This is a genomic window from Microcoleus sp. S13_C3 (assembly GCF_036700905.1).
GTDB lineage: Bacteria > Cyanobacteriota > Cyanobacteriia > Cyanobacteriales > Microcoleaceae > Microcoleus.
The window spans coordinates 1-20,040 of record NZ_JAUBPT010000059.1 but is presented as its reverse complement, the minus strand read 5'-3'; the positions used below and the strand labels follow the sequence as shown (position 1 = coordinate 20,040).

Genomic DNA, 20,040 nt, shown 5'->3' with positions numbered 1-20,040 from the left:
CGATGAATCTGGGAGGTTGAATAAGAGTCTAAAATTTGGGCGGCTTACGACAAGAGTCTGGGCTTGTATCCCTGTGCAGGTGCGAGCAAAAGAATCAAAATCCCAGCCAGCAAGTTTTCGAGGATGTCCCGGAACTTTAAAGTAATTGCCGCGCCACTAATACCCAGCAGTTGCATCACATCCCCCGCCTTGAATGACGGGAGGGCGATGAATAACGCGATCGGCAATAATTGATTTATAATCAAGATATATACTCCACCCCATAATACCGAATCATGCTCGCAGAAGCAAACGCCACACTTTGGCCTAGTCTAATTACTGTTTCAGCATTAATTCTCTACTTCGTTGTTACCATCAACGTCGGCAGAGCTAGATTCAAATACCAAGTTTCTCCCCCGCAGATGACAGGAAACCCAGACTTTGAGCGAGTGGTGCGAGTTCAGCAAAATACCTTAGAGCAAATGATTCTATTTTTGCCCTCGCTGTGGCTGTTCTCGGAATTTATCAGCCCAATATGGGGCGCTGGTATCGGCGCAGTTTGGATAGTTGGACGCATTTTGTTTGCTTGGGGTTACTATCAAGCTGCCGAAAAAAGAGCGGCAGGATTTGGGATTAGTACCTTAGCTACTTTAGCTTTGCTTGGTGGTTCCTTAACTGGCATAATTATGTCGCTGCTGAAGGTTTGAGCGTAGCTTCCGATCGACATAATTGTTTCTCTACTCGTTTCCAGGCTCTGCCTGGTAACGCAGACCCGGAGGCTCAGCCTCCAATTTTCCTGCTGAAAAAGCGAGGCAGAGCCTCTGCACAGGGGTTCCCAGGCAGAGCCTGGGAACCAGTTAAATCCAAGTCTTTCAATCACCTTCAGGAGTAAATATGTCAGAAACCAACAAACCCGTATTTGAAATTAACCCGCAACTTTTTCACCAGCTTGTCGAGTGGCAAGAAAAACTTGAACGAGAAGATGAATTAGCAAGCGAGTCAGAAAACGAGAAACCAACTGAGGTAAAAACTCCTCCCAATCGTCATGAACAGCATTCTCAAACAGATAATTTATAGCTGCTGGCTAGCTGCATCTTTGGGATTTCCGGCTGCTGTCTCGGCTCAATCGCTGACGCCTAGCCCAATTCAGCAAGTCAATAGCGGTTTGTTTCGTTCTAACTCTCAAGATTTCTTTCAGCAAGGAAATCGCCAACTGGAAAGAGAAATCGCAATCTTGTTGCAAAAAAATGTCGCTTCCGAAGACCAGATTCTGGAGATTGATGAAAAATTGCGCTCTCAGCTTTGTAGGCAAGAATTTAAAATATCGTCGTCGCATTCTGATACAATAAGTGCTGCTCAGATTGCTGATTTTCAGAGCCAATTAAAAGACATTTGCAGACACAATTAAAATGAAAGTGAGGTCAATATTCAAAGTTTAGTGCGAATGAATAAGGAGGCAATGGCCAAGTTAAAAATAGCCATGCTGGAAGCGGAAACGGCTGCTCATTTGGCGGCAATCATTATTGATTATACTCATGAGGAAATAATGATAGTTTTTTCTGAGCTAGAATGGGAACAGCAGGCTAGAATTAAGGATATTTGGAAGACAGTATGGACGGGGGATGTTTATGAAGATTATGGTTAGCCAATTAAAGATGTTGGTGAACCCGCCTCTTGTATCTTGAAAGCGGTAGATTGTGATTGACAGTTGGGTGGGGGCGGGTTTACGAGATTATTGGTTTTAGGCATAAATTGTTGGTGAACCCGCCCCTACGCGATTGGTGTCCGTTAAATCAGGGATTCGAGGCATAATTGGCGGAAATGATCGCCCCGTTGCTCGAAGTTTTGGTATTGATCGAAGCTAGCACAGGCTGGGGAAAGCAGCACTACTTTAGCATGATTTTGTTTGCCTAATTCTGCTGCTCGTGGGATGGCTCGTTCCATTGTTTCGACTATTTCCCAAGCGTTGTAATTTGCTTGTTCGAGCCGATCGGCAAAAATACCTGCCGCATCCCCAATTAGCAACACCCCAGCAGCTTTTGCCTTGATTGTATCAATCCATGCGCGATCGTCCCCTTCTTTGGCATCGCCGCCCGCAATTAAAATCGCCGGTGCACTCACAGAAGCCAACCCGACTTGGGCGGCGTCATAATTAGTAGCTTTGCTGTCGTTGATGAAATCTATGCCTTCCCAAGTGCAGATGTGTTCTAGGCGGTGCGAAACTCCGGGGAATTTAGCGATCGCCCGGGCGATCGCACTTTTATCTATCCCCGCCAAATTAGCCGCCGCCACCGCCATTAACAAATTCTGCAAATTGTGTTCTCCCACCATCCGCAAAGAATCAGCAGGCAGAATTTTCTCGCTTTGAGCTATTACCCAACCGTTTTCGATGTACGCGCCAAAAGTGCGATCGCCCAACAAATCTTTTTCACCTTTGACACTCGTCCAACACGCATCCGGCCAAACGTCAACTCCTTGCTGCCGCAAACAAGGATCGTCGCCGTTAATTACTTGCAATTCCGACTTTTTCAGCAAATGCGCTTTAATGTTGTAGTAATTTTCTAAAGTTTTGTGGCGGCTGAGGTGATCCGGCGTCAAAGTCGTCAAAACTCCGATGCGTGGCGCTACAAACGGCGAGGATTCTATCTGATAGCTGCTGATCTCTGCGATTACCCAATCCGGCTGTTTTTCTGCTAAAGCTAATTCACACGCAGCATAGCCAATATTGCCGCAAGCGGGAGCGTAAAGCCCGGCCTCTGCAAAAATAGCCGCAATTAAAGCAGTAGTAGTAGTTTTGCCGTTAGTGCCGGTAATTCCCACCCAAGGAGATTTGAGGTAACGCCACGCGAGAGCCATTTCTCCGATTGTTTCAATGCCTAACTCTCTGGCGCGCACTAATGCTGGGCTGTCCCAGGGAACGCCCGGACTTACTACTATTAATTCTATAGATTCGACTGGTTCAAAAGATTTACCTAACTCCACATGAATTCCTTCGTTAGCGAATTCCTGTTGCTGTTCGAGCAAGCTTGGGGAAGATGAGCGATCGCTCAGCGTTACTTCCCATCCTTCGCGTTTTAGCAGTCTTGCGGCGGCAATTCCTGATTTTCCTAGTCCAATGATATGAGCTATCGGCATAAGTTGTGTGTGTGATGGAGCGAATTTTCTTGGTTTTTTCCTCTTATATGTTACGGTTTTTTGGGGATGGTTTAACCGCAGAGGGCGCAGAGGACACAGAGGAGGAGAAGAGAGAAGATAGAAATGAATAATTCCGATACCAATGGATTTGATATTACACCAAAACCTTTGGCCGCAATCTAAAATCCAAAATCTAAAATCTAAAATCGATTTCGGTTACGGTTTTTTTGGGATGATTTAACCGCAGAGGGCGCAGAGGGCACAGAGGAGGAGAAGAGAGAAGATAGAAATGAATAATTCTGATACCAATGGATTTGATATTACATCAAAACCTTTGGTCGCAATCTAAAATCCAAAATCTAAAATCTAAAATCGATTGACGATCGCCCCAAAGTCAGCTAACACCCGCGCGTGATTCCGCAGCAAACCCAGTAAATTCAACCGATTTTGCTTAATTTCCGGGTCAGAATCCATCACTAAAACGCTTTCTGGCCCGTCGAAAAAGCTGCTGACAGTCGGAGCAATTTCCGTCAAACTATCTACTAACTGCTGGTAATTCCGAGTTTGTTTGGATAGCAGGGTTTGCGGCACTAACTGCACGACTGCATCATAGAAAGCTTGTTCAGACGACTTTTGAAATAACTCCGGTTTCACCGCATTTTTCGGTTCCAATTCTACTTTATCCAAATCACCTTGAGCCGCCAAACGAGTTGAACGATTCACAGTTTCGTAGATTTTATCCAATGTATTGTCATTGCGGATTTGTTGCAAGAAAAGCGCTCTTTCTAAAGTGTCCAACAAATCTCGCAATGCTCGTTCAGTATATTCTGGGTCGTTTTCTCCCAAAACTGCATTTACCAAATCGTAATCTACATTTTTTTCTTCTTGCAACAAACTCCTAATTCTTTGCAAGAAAAAATCGTATAACTGATCCAGCAACTCCGCCGAGGTTTGCGGACGGGCTGCCGTAAATTCTGCAACAATTTCTGCGAGCAAATTGTGCAAGTTGACTTGCAACTGAGCCGCCCAAATAATGTTAGTTATTGCATTGGCTGCGCGGCGCAAAGCAAAAGGATCGGATGAACCAGTCGGCAACATTCCCAAGCCGAAGATGCTGACTAATGTATCTAATTTATCTGCTATTGCGACAATTTGACCTGTCAGAGTTTGGGGCAAATTGTCGCCCGCACCTTTGGGCAAATAATGTTCAAAAATCGCTGTGGCTACTGTTTCCGATTCGCCACTTGCTAAGGCGTATTTCTGCCCCATGATTCCTTGCATTTCTGGAAGTTCGTAAACCATTTGGGTTACGAGGTCGGCTTTGCACAGTAAGGCTGCTCTTGCTACATCAGCTTGCTCTTCCTCTGTGATTTGCAGTTGATTGACAATTAAACTGGCAATCTTGCACAGCCGATCGACCTTTGCGCGCACAGTCCCTAAATCTTCCTGAAAAGTAACTGTTTCCAACTTGGGCAAATAATCCTCTAAAGGCTTTACCAAGTCTGCTTTGTAGAAAAACTGACCGTCTGCCAATCTTGCCCGCACTACTCGCTCGTTACCGGCGGCAATAATCGCGGCTTTAGCGGGATCTCCGTTGGAAATTGTAATAAAATAGGGCAGAAGTTCGGGATAATCTGGGCTTTTGAGGATGGGAAAATAGCGCTGGTTTGTAACAATAATTGTGGTGATTACTTCCGGCGGCAATATCAAAAATTCCTCATCAAATTTGCCGACAACTGCATTCGGCCATTCTACTAAGTCGGTGACTTCTTCTAACAAATCTTCGGTAATTTCGGCGTAACCGCCTTGTTTTGTTGCTGCGGCTTCTACTTGTGCTTTAATTTGATTTTTGCGCTGGGTGCGATCGACCTCCACGCAAGCAGCCCGCAGACACTCGACATAATCCTCGGCTTGGGGAATCGAAACCCCTCCCAGGGGTGTAGGGGGGGTGTATAACACCCGATGTCCTTGGGAAATTCGATCGCTCTTGACCGTATCCGAACCGCTCACCAATGTAATTGGCAGTACAGTATCATCTAACAGTGCCACCATCGATCGAATCGGGCGCGGAAACTTCAAATCTCCGTCAGCCCACCGCATGAATCTTTTACCTTCTAACTTATTAATCCACTGCGGCACAAGTTCTGTCAAAATATCCGCACTCAGCCGCCCCGGAATCTTTTTGAGCACAAATACAAAATCGCCTTTATCGGTAGCGCGAACTTCCAAAGCATCAATTTCTACGCCCTGCTTTTTCGCAAAACCTTCGGCTGCTTTCGTCGGTTTGCCATCTTTAAAAGCCGAACTTGCGGGTGGCCCTTTTACCTCTTCTTCTCTGTCTAATTGCTGAACTGGCAGTCCTTTCACGAGAACGGCCAAACGCCTCGGAGTAGCGTATACATTAATTGAGTCATTTGTCAAGGATTGTTCTGCCAGAGTTGCAGGTACAAGTCGCTGCCACTGCTGGGCGCTGCTTCTGACAAAAGATGCGGGCAATTCTTCTGTACCGAGTTCTAATAAAAAGTTAGGCATATAACAGTGTTAGGTGTTTTTGTCAATAGGCAATTAATCTGCCCGTTTAATCATTACAAAAGTTACCGATCGCGATAACCCAATGACAGAATTATTTTACCGACGCGCAAGTCCTATTAGATCCAAAAAAGAATCAAATGATCAGCATACCACGTAAAATCGGGGGTGAAAGACAAATAGCTCAACAGCTCATGACCTTGGCGGAAAGACTGGCACAAGATTGGAAGTCACGACTTGAACAAGATTGCCCGGACGAAAATTCTAGCACCCGCGAGAGTGTTGTCCGCTGGCTGTTGGGAGACAAGCCCGAAAGATTTGACACTCTTAGCCCAACTCAATTGTCTGTCGCCTCTGGGGCGATCGACTTTTTATATCGAATTTTGATTTCTCGGTATCTGGGAGTACCGCCAGAAAAAGCTTACCGTAACTTGATCGGGCGGCTGGGCGGTTTGGTTGTGCTCCGGCAAAAAATCCAAGCGTGGGTTTCCCTGAGTCGCGACAGACAGCGGAGTGCGGTGGAGGTACTACAAGAAGTGATTCAGGAAATGCTTAATTCCGATCGCTACCTGCAGCAGCAAGTCGCCTGGATTGCCGAATGCACCTCAGACAGACGCCTGCGAAATGCTTTGCTGCTAGCGAGCACAGAAGAATACTGCTTGCGGCCGATCCGCAACCAGCCGCTGTTGGTGTACCGTTTTGTCAACTACCTGCGGCGTTCCCAGCGGGGCGGGTTGACCCAAGTGCCTGCTGGAGACTGGGTGCGGCTGGTGTCGGAACAGGTTCTACCCGACGATACAGACGAACCGCTCAGCCTGCTAGACGAACAGGCGATGTCCGAGTATCGAGAAAATCAAGCTTGGGAAGAGCAGCAAACTCAGCGGCAGATTGTCCAACAAGAATTTGAGAATTACTTGGCCGCTGAAGTCGATCCGCTGGCTTCCCGGTGGCTGCGGCTTTACCTGCAAGGTCGTTCCCAAGAGGCAATTGCCGAGGAGTTGAAGGTTCCGATCAAGCAAATTTACCGCTTGCGAGAAAAAGTCAGTTACCACGCGATTCGGGTTTTTGCGGTCAAACAAGCACCGGAATTAGTCGCAAACTGGCTGGAAACTTCGCTCCAAGAACACAGTTTGGGCTTGACTCCGGCTCAGTGGCAGCAATATTTACAAAACCTCACGCCGGTGCAGCGGCAGTTGGTAGAATCGCTGAAAGCAGGGAAAAGTGTAGAAACGATCGCATCTGAATTAAAGCTGAAAACCAATCAAGTCATCGGCGAGTGGAGCAAACTCTATTTAGCAGCTCAATCCCTCCGCAACGAGTAGATTGGTAATGGGTGGCGGGCAATTGCTAATTGTTAATTGGCGGTAGCATTTTTCAGAATCCGCGCTACAAATCAATTCCCTCACAGCCACAGAGTTCTGCGAGTTTCCCCGTGGAAAATCGCGCGATGCCCCTTGTATCAAATCAGGTTAGAGCAATCGGGATATTGTAGCGCTGCCGTGACAAGCGAGTTTCTCGATCGTAGCCGCTACGTGATTTATCCGTGGAATCAATCCAAAATCGAAAATCTCAACTCCTCAAGCCCCCGAATTTATCTCGCGCAAGTCAATCCAAAATCTAAAATCTAAAATCTAAAATCTAAAATCGAATGACGATCGCGCTCCGAGACGATCGCAGTCAACTCTCTGGGCTAAGATACTAGCAGCACGATCGACTTTTCAGGATTTTTTAATCAATCCTAAATTCAGCGGTTGCCCGTAAATCATCGGTTGTGGTGCATCTCTAATACTTGTGCATTAAAGACATAATTCTATTGTTGCCAGCCACGGGCATCAATCTCGGGCGATCGATCATAGTGGGTCTAGCCTGCGCTAGTCATCATCTAGTTCTCAATCTTTTGGTAGAATTTAAGGCTGCAATACAGAAGGGAGAAAATTCTGGGACTAAGGATTTTTCTTTAATAAAAGCTTCCGGTTGTTAGGCCAATTCCTCCGTCAGGGAAGTTGCAGCGTTTAATTTTATCGCATCAGGTTGGTGCGTCGTGCTCGATCGCGCTTCCAACTACAAAGCAGCTAATGGTACATACATCTTCAACAGGCTCGGCAGCTACAATGGACTCCGATCGAATATTTCAACTAATCGACACAGTTGTCCCCTTTGAAGCTTGCCTTTATTATCAAGTTTTGCCTTTATCTCTAGAAGGTAATCTGTTTAAATTGGGCGTAGTCGATGCCCAAGATGACTCCGCCTTGGACTACGTGCAGCGGATTTTAGCTTACATGAATTGCTCAGTCACAACAGAGCCAATTGCCTCGGAAACTCAGCGCTCGATGCTCTCAGCTTACTTGCTGCACGGGAACCAGCTTCGAGAACCCAGCCAGACAGAAACCCCCGCAGCCCCAACAGCCAAAAATCCCGCCTCAGCAACTTCAGGCCCCAATGCAGCAACGCTGCTGTCTGTGCCACAACCCTCGATGCCCCATCCTGAGCGGTTTAAACCTGCTGGCGCTGAGGTTCCCCCGACACCGACACAGCTATCGGTTTTGAATGTCGAGGCCTTGCACTTGTCAAGCCCAGTCGAAGTTTTGGCAACTTTGCCCGCGCCCCAACTGCTGGAAGAATTGCTCGGTAGAGTGTTGCGAGAGGGTATCGGCCGCCTGTTTTTTGAGCGGCACCAGTCCCAAGGCCGGATTCTTTGGAGTCAAGACGGCGTTTTGAAATCGATGCTCGAAGGTATCGATATCGTCCTTTTCCAAGAGGTCATCGACGAGTTGAAGCGGCTGACAGATATGCCTGTTTGCCCGGTGGAACAGCCCAAACAAGTCGAAGTTGAGCGCATATATCAAAACACTCATTTGCTGTTGCGCTTGCGGGTAATGACGGTGGGTGGCAAGGAAGAAGCCACTCTGCAAGTGTTGCGGGGGGCAGCTTTGAGGTTTTACCAGCAGCAGCAGTTGTCTACTTTGAGTCGGGACGCACTGCGGCTGGCCGAAGAATTGCAGCGGAAAGTGAATCAAATTCGCGATCGAACTCGGCTTTCTCCTGTGCCTTTAGAGGGGTTGCCCGCTTTGGAACAGGTGATTAGAAATGTTGACGACCAAATTGAAGCTTTGATGCACGAACATAATCCCGATCAGCCATAATCAGCAATAGATCACTGTTTTGAATTTTTTTTTACTCATATCGTTTCCGGTTGTATCGGAATGATTTAACCGCAGAGGGCGCAGAGAACGCAGAGGGAGAGAATACAGAGAGGAATATTTCCGATGCTACCGGATTTGATATCACATCAAGTCCGGTCAATTAATAATAATTACGTTTGTAGTGAGGACTCAAGTCCAAGCGAGTTTTATCATAACTCAAGTTTTCACTACAAAACAATTTGATGGCAGTTCTGCCAGGTGATATCTAGTCCGGTCGATTCCCTCCGCTTCGCTTCACCCGAAATCGGGTAGGGGCGGGTTCACCAATAATATTTGCCAATAATTGACAATCTCAAAAACCCGCCCGGCCGGGATATTATGGTCAATCGATCGGACATAATATGACACAAGATTATACCAGTTCCCTAAAAGAATGGAACTGTATGCCTGTACTCTAAGCCCTGGTAGTCATCAGTCATTCCCCATCTAAAATCTAAAATCTAAAATCTAAAACCTAAAATGCTATTAGCCATGCTCAAAAACATCCTTGTACTGCAATAAATCCAAACTCACAAAAACGGGCAAACACTGAAAACATTGCTGTGCAATTTCCCAGCGTTCTTCTCGCTGCAACATAGCAGTCAACTTTTGTTTAGCGCTCAGCAAATAGCGGACATCGTTAGCAGCATAATTTAGTTGGTCGTCAGAAAGATTAGTGGCATTTCCCCAGTCGGAACTTTGAGATGTTTTATTTAATTCTACCTTTTCAAGTTCTAAAATTAATTCTTTCAATCCGTGTTTGTGGGTATAAGTTCTAGCAAGTTTACTAGCTAGCTTGGTGCAGAAAACTGGTGCAATATTAATATTTAAATTGTACCGCATTGTTGCCATATCAAAGCGCGCAAAATGAAATACTTTCTCAATATTTTCGGCTTCCATTAACTTCTTTAAATTCGGTGCTGCTGTCTGATCTTTGGCAATCCGCACCACTGCAACTTTACCTTCTGGATTGCACAACTGCACCAAACACAAGCGATCGCGCCACGGTAGCAAACCCATTGTTTCCGTATCAACGGCGATCGCCGGCGCAGTCAAATAATAAGATAAGAGAGAATCGGGAATATCACGATCGCACACTTGAAAATCTGCAAATTCCATTATTAGTAATTGTTGACTGTTGACTGTTGACGGTTGACTGTTGACTGTTGACTGCCTTTTTCCCTCTTCCCTCTTCCTTCTAACTTCAGCATCTACGTCACACTCGATAATTAATCCGTGTATCCGTGTCCGAATCCGTGTCGTGCCTTCCTCCCGCTTACCGACTGCGAACAAAAAGCTGAGTAAAATAATACTCGCCTTTGGCATTTTTCGCAACCCCAATACCGGTCACATTAAACTGACCCTCCATATTCTTACGGTGGCCCTCACTTTTAATCCAACCCTCAACAGCATTGCGTACCGGGTCGCTGTAGCCCATATTGTAAGCAAGATTTTCAGCTACACTTTGATAAGGAATCGTAATTGCTTTCGCCCGCCCTTCAAATCCATCGTGGCTGAAACGTACTTTACCGTTAGCCATATTTTCGCTGTGAATTCTTGCTATCTGACTGATTCGCGGATCGACACTCAGCGGCGGCAACTTCTTAGATGCTCGGTATTGATTTATCTGTTGGTTAACCGCTTTTTCTAAGTCAGTGATAGCACTCGAAGCAACATTAGTATTCATGGGAGTTTGTGGCAGCGATCGCGTAGGAATGGAGGTATCACACTTTGGCAGGATTGTCAACAATCCCAAGCAAATCGAAATCAAACCTTTGGACATGAAATCAAACGAAAAATAAAGTTAATTGTTACCATTAGTGTCAACTTAATGCCAAAAGTAATATGAGTATACCGTCTGAGGATAAGCCTCTAGATCCCCCTCGCATACCCCCTACTCCCCCTTAATAAGGGGGACAAAAGAACGCTTCCAGTTCCCCCCTTATTAAGGGGGGCTAGGGGGGATCTAGACTTCGATACAAACGAGAGATACAAAGGATTTTAGTCTTAAGTTAACACCAATTAATTGTTACCAATTCCTACAGGGCGATCGCCCCACATTCCGCTAACCTAGATATTCAGAACCTTCGCCACAGTGTTCACGTCTTTATCGCCGCGTCCGGAACAGTTAAGCACAATGCGCGGATTGCCTGTTAGCTGCGGGCACAGAGTCTCCAAATAGGCGATCGCGTGAGAAGTTTCCAAAGCCGGAATAATCCCCTCCAACTGCGAAAGCCGCTGAAATGCTTCCAGCGCTTCTGCATCAGTTACGCTATAATATTCAGCCCTGCCCGCATCCTTCAAATAACTGTGTTCCGGCCCCACACCCGGATAATCCAAACCCGCACTAATCGAATGCGGCTCAATCACTTGACCTTCATTATCTTGCAGCAAATAACTCATTGCCCCGTGCAGAACTCCCACACTTCCTTTAGTCAAAGTAGCAGCGTGCTTATCCGTATCCACACCTTCGCCCGCCGCTTCAATACCAATCAATCTGACAGTTTCTTCCCCGACAAACTCGTGAAAAAGACCCATTGCATTAGAACCGCCGCCGACGCAAGCTAATAAAATATCCGGCAAACCACCCCACTTTTCCTGACACTGAGCCCGCGTTTCTTCACCGATTACCGCATGGAAATCGCGCACCATCATCGGGTAAGGATGCGGGCCCGCTACGGAACCGAGAATGTAATGAGTTGTCTCCACGTTTGTCACCCAGTCGCGAATCGCTTCCGAAGTCGCATCTTTCAGCGTTCCCGTACCCGCCGCCACCGGCCGCACTTCGGCTCCCATCAAGCGCATTCTAAACACATTTAAAGCCTGTCTTTCCATGTCGTGAACGCCCATGTAGACAACGCATTCTATACCAAAACGAGCGCAAACTGTGGCAGTAGCAACGCCGTGTTGACCGGCACCAGTTTCAGCAATTACCCGCTTTTTGCCCATACGTTTTGCCAGCAATGCTTGAGCTAAAGCGTTGTTGATTTTGTGAGCACCGGTGTGGTTTAAATCTTCGCGTTTGAGGTAAATTTGCGGGCCAGTTCCGTCTGCTTTAGCGTAGTGTTCGGTGAGGCGTTCGGCGAAATACAAAGGGCTGGGGCGGCCGACATAATCTTTGAGCAATTGTTGGAGTTGCTGTTGAAATTCGGGTTCGCTGCGGTATTTGTGGAAAGCGGCTTCTAGTTCAAATAAAGCGGGCATCAGGGTTTCGGGGACGTATTTGCCGCCGAATTTGCCGAATCTGCCGAGGGAGTCGGGGCGTTGGGCGCTGGTTTCGGTGGTGAGATGCAGGGGGGTGACAGTCACGGACTTTCTTGGGATAATGGGACAGATTTTATTATATCTAGTCGATGGGGCTGTGGGCGATCGGGCTATCTCGCGAGGGGGTAGGCAAATCGCTGAAATGTCGATTCGGTCGTTGACCCCCTCGATATATTGCTGGGTAAGGGTTTCTCCGTCGGGTCAATTTATTAGTGGCTGGAAACTTAATTCTGCAAAACTACAAAATGTTCTTGAACACGGAGGGTTACAAGCATGGAATCTACAAAAGGAAATAAAAATGTGTCTGTAAGCCTTAGCGATGACGAAGCCCTTGTATTGCTTGAATGGTTATGTAATTTTATTGAAGAAGAACATCCTTCGTTGTTCCAAGACCAAGCGGAAGAACGTGTTCTTTGGGATCTAAAAGCAGTGTTGGAGAAAGTTATATCAGTAACTTTTGATAAAGACTACATAAATATTCTTTCACAGGCACGAGAAAACATACGCGATTCGCTAGATTGAGTTAGAGCTGCAACTAATTCAATCGAACTCGGGGAAGTCGCGATCGCCTTTGGGTCGGCAGAGAATTAATTCCCTGTCTCATAGCTAAAGTCAGTTAAAACTGACTGCTAATATCAAGTACGATCGATGCTATCGCACCTGCCACATTAAAAACCAACCTCAAAGCCAATAGATTATATTCCCTTAAAATTCACTTAAATAAACCATTCTCAAACACATTCTAAAGTCCTCATAGCGAGGACTTTAACTTTGAGGCAGGGGTTGAAACCCGGCCGATCGGCAACTAATATGATATAATATCAGATAGCATCATTTTTGTTAATACAACCAACCCAACCAATTATCAATTCCCAGTTTCCAGTCCCAACTGAGATTTTTTTAGTCAAAGACTTAAAAACTCAAAATGACCAACAATAAACTAATATGAGTACATCAAAACGCAAAGACTCCGATACCAATACCCCATCAGGAAAACGCATTGTTTACTCCGAATTTGGCAACGTTGACAACTCCGCCGCCCTCCAACGGGGAGTTGCCGAAGTTCCCCCCAATCAACAAAACCTCAAAATCGAAGCATCCCGAAAAGGACGCGGCGGCAAAACAGTTACAGTCATCAGCGGCTTTCAGGAAAAACCCGAAACATTAGCAACTTTAGCCAAGCAGCTAAAAGCCCAATGCGGTACTGGCGGCACAGTCAAAGATAATGAAATCGAAATTCAAGGCGAACACAAGCAAAAGCTGCTAGAAATTATCACAAAGTTAGGCTACAAAGCTAAAATTAGTGGAGGGTAAATTAGTCAATATTCCTCAGTGTATGGGCGGGACGAGTTTATGATATACTTAGTTTAAAACATAGATGGTTGGTAAAACCCGCCCCTACATCGCACAAATTATATTGTCGCGAATCAACCAGAAATGATATTACCAATTACCGCTAATTTTTAATGTACACTCGACCTTTAGCTCGTTTAATCGAACAATTGCAGCGCTTGCCCGGAGTCGGCCCAAAAACAGCCCAGCGGCTCGCTTTACATATTTTGAAGAGGCCGGAAGAAGAAGTGCAAGCCCTAGCTAAATCTTTGATTGATGCCAAACAGCAAGTAGGTTTCTGTCAAGTATGCTTTCACTTATCTGCTGACCCTGTTTGCGAAATTTGCCGTAATACCAACCGCGACACTCATACCATTTGTGTAGTGTCAGAATCTCGCGATGTAATCGCTTTAGAAAAAACGCGGGAATACATGGGTAAATATCACGTTGTTGGCGGCGTTATCTCGCCGATGGATGGAATTGGCCCAGAACAATTGAACATTCAACCGTTAGTGCGGCGCGTCAGCCAGCAAAAGGTTAAGGAAGTAATTATTGCTATTAGTCCCAGCGTGGAAGGCGAAACTACTACTCTTTATATCGGTCACTTATTAAAACCTTTTACCCTAGTGACGCGCATAGCTTTTGGTTTGCCGATGGGGGGAGATTTGGAATATGCCGATGAAGTTACATTGGCTCGTGCTTTGGAAGGAAGGAGGGAGTTGGATTAGTTGAAAACGGGTGGTGATACCTGATTTAAAAATAAGAGAAACTAACCGCGAAGACGCGAAGGACACGAAGGAAGAGAAGAGAGGAGGAAGAGTTCACAATTGATGTGACGATAGTTATATACTAAGCTTTTGCGATTGCTTCGTAGAGGCTCGCCATGACTAATTTGTAAGATATGAAACCCGCGTCCGCGGGTTTTGTCTGTGTAGCGACAGGTTTCAACCTGTCGAGTATTTGGTATTTGGTATTTGGTGTTTGGTGTCGTTGTTCCCTGTCGTCACTGCCGCGAAAGGGTAAACTGGACAAAGTTACCGAGAGTAGTAAAAAATCATGACCAAATTCGATCGACCTTTAAGCTACCCCACAACCCGCAAAATCGACCAAACAGACGACTACCACGGCGTCAAAGTATCTGACCCCTACAGGTGGCTGGAAAATCCCGACTCGGAGGAAACCCAAGCTTGGGTGGAAGCCCAAAACGCAGTCACTTTTGCCTACCTCAACGAAATTCCGGCGCGGGAAAAAATTAAGCAGCGCCTGACTCAACTTTGGGATTACGAGAAATACGGCATACCTTTCAAAGAAGGATCTCGCTATTTCTACTACAAGAATGACGGCCTGCAAAATCAATCCGTACTCTACACGTTAACATCCCTCGACGACGAACCCAAAGTATTAATTGACCCCAACACTCTCTCAGAAGATGGAACTGTTGCTTTGGGTGGGATAGCTATCAGCGAAGACGGCAAATACATGGCTTACGGTTTGTCAACTTCCGGTTCCGACTGGCAAGAATGGAAAGTCCGCGATATCGAAACAGGTGCAGATTTATCGGATCATTTAAAGTGGGTGAAATTCTCAGGCGCATCCTGGACTCACGACGGTAAAGGCTTTTTTTACAGCCGCTACGACGAACCCAACGAAAAAAGCAAGCACGAAGACGTTAACTATTACCAAAAACTGTTTTATCACAAGTTAGGAACAGCCCAATCTGAAGACGTATTGATTTACGATCGCCCAGACCAAAAAGAATGGGGATTTAGCGGCGGCGTCACTGAAGACGGCAAATATCTAATTATATCAGTTTGGCAGGGAACTGAAACAAAAAACCTGATTTTCTATAAAGACTTAACAGCCCCTGAATCGCCTGTTGTAGAACTCATTAACGAATTCGAGGCAGAGTACAGCTTCATCGACAATGAAGGCCCTCTGTTCTGGTTTCAAACTGACTTAAATGCACCTTGCGGCCGGGTAATTGCGATCGACACCAACAACCCCCCTCCTTCATCCCTCGCTGGTGACGAAACCCCCCCGTCGCCCCCCCTTGGTAAGGGGGGGATTCAGGGGGGGTTCACAGAAATTATCCCCGAAGCAGCCGAAACCCTCCAAGGTATTGGCATCCTCAACAATCAATTTGTGGCTTCTTATCTGAAAGACGCCTACACCCAAATTAAAATCTTCAACTTAGACGGCTGTTTCGCGCGAGAAATAGCTTTGCCGGGAATCGGTTCGGTGGGAGGATTCGGCGGCAAGCGCCACGACACCGAAACCTTTTATGCTTACACCAGTTTCACTGCGCCAAACACCATTTATCGGTATAATCTGGTGACAGATGAAAGTACGATTTATCGGCAGCCAAAGGTCGATTTTAATCCCGACGATTACGAGACAAAACAAGTCTTTTACCCAAGCAAAGACGGTACGCAAGTACCCATGTTTATCACCCACAAGAAAGGCTTGCACTTGGATGGCAATAACCCCACATACCTGTACGGATACGGTGGTTTTGGCATCTCGCTAACTCCGAGTTTTTCTGTTAGCAGGATAGTGTGGTTAGAGATGGGCGGAGTTTACGCAACAGCCTGTTTGCGGGGAGGCGGCGAGTACGGCGAATCATGGCACCAAGCAGGCACAAAGTTGAATAAGCAAAACGTGTTTGATGACTTTATAGCTGGCGCTGAATGGTTGATCGAAAACAAGTATACCAAACCTGCAAAATTGGCGATCGCAGGCGGTAGCAATGGTGGTTTATTAGTAGGGGCTTGCATGACTCAGCGGCCGGAATTGTTCGGTGCAGCATTGCCCGCAGTCGGCGTTTTGGATATGTTGCGCTTCCACAAATTTACCATTGGTTGGGCGTGGACTTCTGAATACGGATCGCCGGAAAATCCCGAAGAATTTTCCACAATTCACGGCTATTCTCCGTTGCACAATCTCAAACCGGGAACCGCTTATCCGGCGACAATGATTACAACTGCCGATCATGACGATCGGGTGGTTCCGGCCCACAGTTTCAAGTTTGCTTCTGCTTTGCAAGAAACCCACGCCGGAGAAAAACCCGTGTTAATTCGCATTGAAACTAAAGCGGGACACGGGGGCGGCAAACCTACTGCTAAAGTGATTGAAGAATTGGCTGATGAATGGGCTTTTTTAGTGCGGGAACTCGATATTGACTAAGGTTGAAAAAGCGCGGAATTGGGGGTTGCCGAGTCCGAGAAAGTGCGATCGCGCCACCCTCAATTTTTCCGCATCTCCCGTAGGGTACGCACCCAGCACAACGTCTCTCACCCTAGTGTTGGAATTTTTTGCGCCTATCTCGCGTTGAATTCTCAAATCCTGCGATCGCTTCACTAGAGCTCTTGCAAAAATAACTAGGACGGGCTCTTCGGCCCATCCCACAAGAGTTATTTTTTCTTGTGGAATGGGCCCCAGAGCCCGTCCAATAAATTTATGAAAAGGACTTTTGCAAGAGGTCTACTGCCTTTGGCGGCAGATACCCGAAAATTTAAATCATAGATTAGTGCAACTTGTCAACTCCCAGGGGGTGTTAACTTGCCTTACGCTATGTAAATTTTTGTATACTTTAGAGGTCTTTCTAAGATTTTTTGGATATTATCTTACGATAATTGACACTCCCCTGCCTGAAGGCGAGGGGATTCTTGGTTCTGCGACATACCTTAAAACTATCTATCCTTGCGGCAGTGTTTAAACCAGGTATCCGTTCAAAGGAACCAAATATCGAGCTTAATTTAGATAGCCGAGCGAGGGTTTGTCTCCCCAAGCTTTCGAGAATTGCTTCTCTTTTTTCTGTGTGCCCCACAGTACATTTTAGACAGTACATTTTAGAAATAAAAAGTTTAGTCTCTGATTTTGGCTTACATTAGTTAGCCCAGCTATGTTTTTCGTGGTTTTCGCCACCCACTAACCATTATTGTTTTGGGACCAGGCGTTTGAGCGTGGTGTCTCATGTGTATCGGCGGTTATTCTACCTGTAGTATAGTTACTATACTCTACAATGAACACAATGCAAGAAAGTTCAAGAAAACACTTAACAAAAGTTGATAATTAATTAAAGCCGTCGAGCGAAGGACGGGGCTTTAGACCCAATTTCTTGGTAAACTTGACGGCGATGTCCATGAGTAACAGTAGTAAATAGAATTGAAAATTAAAAATTTTCCTATTCTGGGAAACCAATTTTCTAAGTTGACTTTAAGTTGACTTACGGTGAAGATTCAACAAAAAATTCTCCCTACAACCGTACTGAGAATCCTCGCCGTACCGGAACCATTGCCTTTTTTTCAGCAAGGCGTCAATAATTAATTGGCGATCGCAATCTCCCAGTTATGGGATAGCCCCTTCTCAAACAAAAAGACTTAACTAGCGCAGTCAAAGCCCGAAAACGCTTGCGTAAGAGTTGCGGTGATTTTTCGCCCTAGCCACGCGCGATCGCCCGCTGCAGTCCCCATCCCATTCTTTCCTAAAATCTCAACCAAAAAAATACATAAGTAATAAATTATTTTTCTATAAATAATTTATTAAGATTTATATGTGGGTGTTTATTGAATTTTGTCAAGCTGATTAGGTTATAACTAATAACTAAATCAGGGAATAATGAAAATGATCTCCAATCTGCCGAATTTGTCTGCCGTAAAAATACCTAAATCTACGAATATTGCCACTAAGAACAACTTTTTTATTGAAAAAGCAAGCTCTACAGCAGAACCGGACGCGAAAAAATCTCTAGTGATTGTTGACCCCCGAGTAGAAAACTACCAGCAATTGATCGGTGGTATTAAAGCAGGAACGGAAGTATTTGTACTCAATCCTACTAGGGAGGCGATCGAGCAAATCACCGAAATTCTGGGTCAGCGCAGCAGCATCACCAGCCTGCACATAGTTTCTCACGGCAGAGAAGCAGCAGTAGAAATCGGCCGGGCAGAACTTAATATTGATAATCTAGAAACCTACAGCAACCAATTGCAGCAGTGGGGAAAAGGCCTTAACGAATCCGGCAGCATTCTACTTTACGGCTGTAACATAGCCGCCGGCGAATCCGGCATTAAATTCATACAAAAACTCAGTGAAATAACAGGAGCAAATATTGCTGCTTCCAATAACCTAACAGGGAGTGCAGCATTAGGTGGCAACTGGGAATTAGAAATTACTACAGGACAAATAAATACCGAACTAGCCTTTGAAAAAGAAGTCCTAGAAGCCTACACATCAGTCCTGGCTACCTTAGTTGCCGAAACCTTTGAAGGTTCAACAGCACTAGGGCCTTGGATTTATGGAACTAGCGACGCTTCATCAAACCCTCCTGGCTTAACCGCAGGCACCGGCCCCGGCATTATTCCCGGTGTAGTGGGAGGGCGCATCGATCCAGTAGGCAGCGGCGCTTTGAGATTAACATCAGCAAATGGGAACCAAGCAGCTTTTGTCATCTACAACAGCCCCATCTCTTCCGCTGAGGGGCTAAAAGTTACCTTTAATTTATTTGCCTATGGCGGAGCAGGTGGTGCGGATGGCGTTAGTTTTTTCCTAATTGACGGAACAACTACGCCAACAGCAGCGGGAGGCTACGGCGGCGGTCTCGGCTATGCAAGGAGAAATTCGGACCCCATAACGCCTGGTATTGTAGGAGGTTATTTAGGTATTGGATTAGACGAGTTTGGCAATTTTTCCAATCCGGCTCAAGCGGGCAAAGATGGCCCCGGGCCGCGACCTGATTCAATAACAATTCGAGGCAGCGCAGCCACAACATATAGCTTTTTAGGTACCGCTACCGTTCCCGGCGGCATAGATAATCTTTCGGCAACCACTCGCACCGCTGCTAATGTAAAAAAAACAGTCCAAATTACATTACTGCCGGGTTCAAACAGTCTTTCAGTTGCTCTAGACGATAACGGCAACGGCGTATTTGAGACGAACGAAACTTTTATCACCATACCGGATTTGGTCACTGCAAACGGAGCAATACCGGCTACTTTGAAATTTGGTTTTGCTAGTTCGACAGGCGCGTCTACAAACATTCATGAGATTGCTAATCTCGCTGTCGAAACTATCAACCCTCCCGCACTTTCAGCCGACATTTCCGTTGCTAAAACAGGCCCCTCGTTCGCCACCCCCGGCAGCACCATTACCTATACAATTATTTCCACTAATAACGGAACCAGTAGCGCCGCAGACGTTAAGATTCAAGATCAACTGCCGGCAAACTTAACCTTCGTCAGCGCTGTCGATACCGCTGGCAATGGCGTATACGACCCTCAAACGCAGATTGTCACCTGGCCGACGATTCCGACTCTGGCTAACGGCGCTAGCACTACCCGCACCATAACCGCAACTGTCCCCGCAGCGACAGCGATCGGCACAACCATAACCAACACCGCCTTTAGCAACTCCAGCACTTATGACCCCATACTAGGTAACAACAACGGTTCCCTACTAATATCTCAAGCCCCAACTACAATTGTTGCTGCTAGTGCCGATGTAGTTACCACCAAAACCGGGACTACGGCAGCAGCACCGGGTGAAATAGTTACTTACACAATTTCCACAGTCAATAACGGCCCAAGCACAGCCGAAAACGTCACCATTACCGACACCATCCTTC

Annotated in this window: 18 protein-coding genes; 11 read left to right on the top strand and 7 right to left on the bottom strand. The window is 46.2% G+C overall.

The features are described from left to right. Window positions 1-44 precede the first annotated feature (44 nt). Window positions 45-245: a hypothetical protein gene (locus QUA16_RS17490; protein ID WP_333103844.1), complete on the bottom strand. Its 201-nt coding sequence runs from the start codon at window positions 243-245 to the stop codon at window positions 45-47. Window positions 246-275: 30 nt separating this feature from the next. Here QUA16_RS17490 and QUA16_RS17485 point away from each other — a divergent pair, with 30 nt between their 5' ends. The 4 genes from QUA16_RS17485 (at window position 276) to QUA16_RS17470 (ending at window position 1,624) form a co-directional block, all read left to right on the top strand. Then, complete coding sequence (locus QUA16_RS17485; RefSeq protein WP_333103845.1) at window positions 276-686, top strand: MAPEG family protein; 411 nt, start codon at window positions 276-278, stop codon at window positions 684-686. A 187-nt stretch (window positions 687-873) separates the two neighbouring features. Beyond that, window positions 874-1,056, top strand: a complete 183-nt coding sequence (locus tag QUA16_RS17480; protein WP_333103846.1) for a hypothetical protein — start codon at window positions 874-876, stop codon at window positions 1,054-1,056. Next, window positions 1,025-1,387, top strand: coding sequence for a hypothetical protein (locus QUA16_RS17475; protein WP_333103847.1), 363 nt, complete (start codon window positions 1,025-1,027; stop codon window positions 1,385-1,387). The genes QUA16_RS17480 and QUA16_RS17475 overlap by 32 nt, the downstream gene beginning before the upstream one ends. 36 nt (window positions 1,388-1,423) lie before the next feature. Further along, on the top strand, window positions 1,424-1,624 hold the full coding sequence (locus QUA16_RS17470) for a hypothetical protein (protein ID WP_333103848.1): 201 nt from the start codon (window positions 1,424-1,426) through the stop codon (window positions 1,622-1,624). Between the two features lie 143 nt (window positions 1,625-1,767). Here the strand turns inward: QUA16_RS17470 and murD are convergent, their stop codons facing one another. Further along, window positions 1,768-3,114 carry a UDP-N-acetylmuramoyl-L-alanine--D-glutamate ligase gene (gene murD / locus QUA16_RS17465; RefSeq protein WP_333103849.1) on the bottom strand — a complete coding sequence of 449 codons (1,347 nt, stop codon included), beginning with the start codon at window positions 3,112-3,114 and terminating at the stop codon, window positions 1,768-1,770. Window positions 3,115-3,480: 366 nt separating this feature from the next. After that, entirely contained in the window at window positions 3,481-5,646 is a 2,166-nt protein-coding gene (gene glyS / locus QUA16_RS17460) for a glycine--tRNA ligase subunit beta (protein WP_333103850.1), read from the bottom strand. Window positions 5,647-5,783: 137 nt separating this feature from the next. Between glyS and QUA16_RS17455 the strand changes: the two genes are divergently transcribed. Both QUA16_RS17455 and QUA16_RS17450 read left to right on the top strand, forming a co-directional pair. Continuing rightward, on the top strand, window positions 5,784-6,965 hold the full coding sequence (locus QUA16_RS17455) for a HetZ-related protein 2 (protein WP_333103851.1): 1,182 nt from the start codon (window positions 5,784-5,786) through the stop codon (window positions 6,963-6,965). A gap of 753 nt (window positions 6,966-7,718) precedes the next feature. Next, window positions 7,719-8,786, top strand: a complete 1,068-nt coding sequence (locus tag QUA16_RS17450) for a hypothetical protein (protein WP_333103852.1) — start codon at window positions 7,719-7,721, stop codon at window positions 8,784-8,786. 525 nt (window positions 8,787-9,311) lie between these two features. Here QUA16_RS17450 and QUA16_RS17445 read toward each other — a convergent pair. The 3 genes from QUA16_RS17445 to trpB all read right to left on the bottom strand — a co-directional run bounded on the left by QUA16_RS17445 (window position 9,312) and on the right by trpB (window position 12,134). Next, window positions 9,312-9,944 (bottom strand): ribonuclease D, encoded by a 633-nt coding sequence (locus QUA16_RS17445; protein WP_333103862.1) that lies wholly within the window; start codon window positions 9,942-9,944, stop codon window positions 9,312-9,314. A 157-nt stretch (window positions 9,945-10,101) separates the two neighbouring features. Next, entirely contained in the window at window positions 10,102-10,608 is a 507-nt protein-coding gene (locus QUA16_RS17440) for a CAP domain-containing protein (protein ID WP_333103853.1), read from the bottom strand. Window positions 10,609-10,895: 287 nt separating this feature from the next. Beyond that, window positions 10,896-12,134, bottom strand: a complete 1,239-nt coding sequence (gene trpB, locus QUA16_RS17435; RefSeq protein WP_333103854.1) for a tryptophan synthase subunit beta — start codon at window positions 12,132-12,134, stop codon at window positions 10,896-10,898. A 228-nt stretch (window positions 12,135-12,362) separates the two neighbouring features. Here trpB and QUA16_RS17430 point away from each other — a divergent pair, with 228 nt between their 5' ends. From QUA16_RS17430 to QUA16_RS17415, 4 genes are all read left to right on the top strand, one after another. Continuing rightward, window positions 12,363-12,611 carry a hypothetical protein gene (locus QUA16_RS17430; RefSeq protein WP_333103855.1) on the top strand — a complete coding sequence of 83 codons (249 nt, stop codon included), beginning with the start codon at window positions 12,363-12,365 and terminating at the stop codon, window positions 12,609-12,611. Window positions 12,612-13,034: 423 nt separating this feature from the next. Next, the gene (locus QUA16_RS17425) at window positions 13,035-13,403 is read left to right on the top strand and encodes a translation initiation factor (protein WP_333103856.1); all 369 of its coding nucleotides are present in this window, start codon (window positions 13,035-13,037) and stop codon (window positions 13,401-13,403) included. A 152-nt stretch (window positions 13,404-13,555) separates the two neighbouring features. Next, window positions 13,556-14,149, top strand: a complete 594-nt coding sequence (gene recR, locus QUA16_RS17420) for a recombination mediator RecR (protein ID WP_333036394.1) — start codon at window positions 13,556-13,558, stop codon at window positions 14,147-14,149. Between the two features lie 328 nt (window positions 14,150-14,477). After that, entirely contained in the window at window positions 14,478-16,604 is a 2,127-nt protein-coding gene (locus tag QUA16_RS17415; protein ID WP_333103857.1) for a prolyl oligopeptidase family serine peptidase, read from the top strand. Here QUA16_RS17415 and QUA16_RS17410 read toward each other — a convergent pair. After that, the gene (locus tag QUA16_RS17410) at window positions 16,578-16,826 is read right to left on the bottom strand and encodes a hypothetical protein (RefSeq protein ID WP_333103858.1); all 249 of its coding nucleotides are present in this window, start codon (window positions 16,824-16,826) and stop codon (window positions 16,578-16,580) included. The genes QUA16_RS17415 and QUA16_RS17410 overlap by 27 nt on opposite strands. A gap of 1,212 nt (window positions 16,827-18,038) precedes the next feature. Here QUA16_RS17410 and QUA16_RS17405 point away from each other — a divergent pair. Then, on the top strand, window positions 18,039-20,040 hold a 2,002-nt coding region (locus tag QUA16_RS17405; protein ID WP_333181269.1), incomplete at its 3' end, for a DUF4347 domain-containing protein.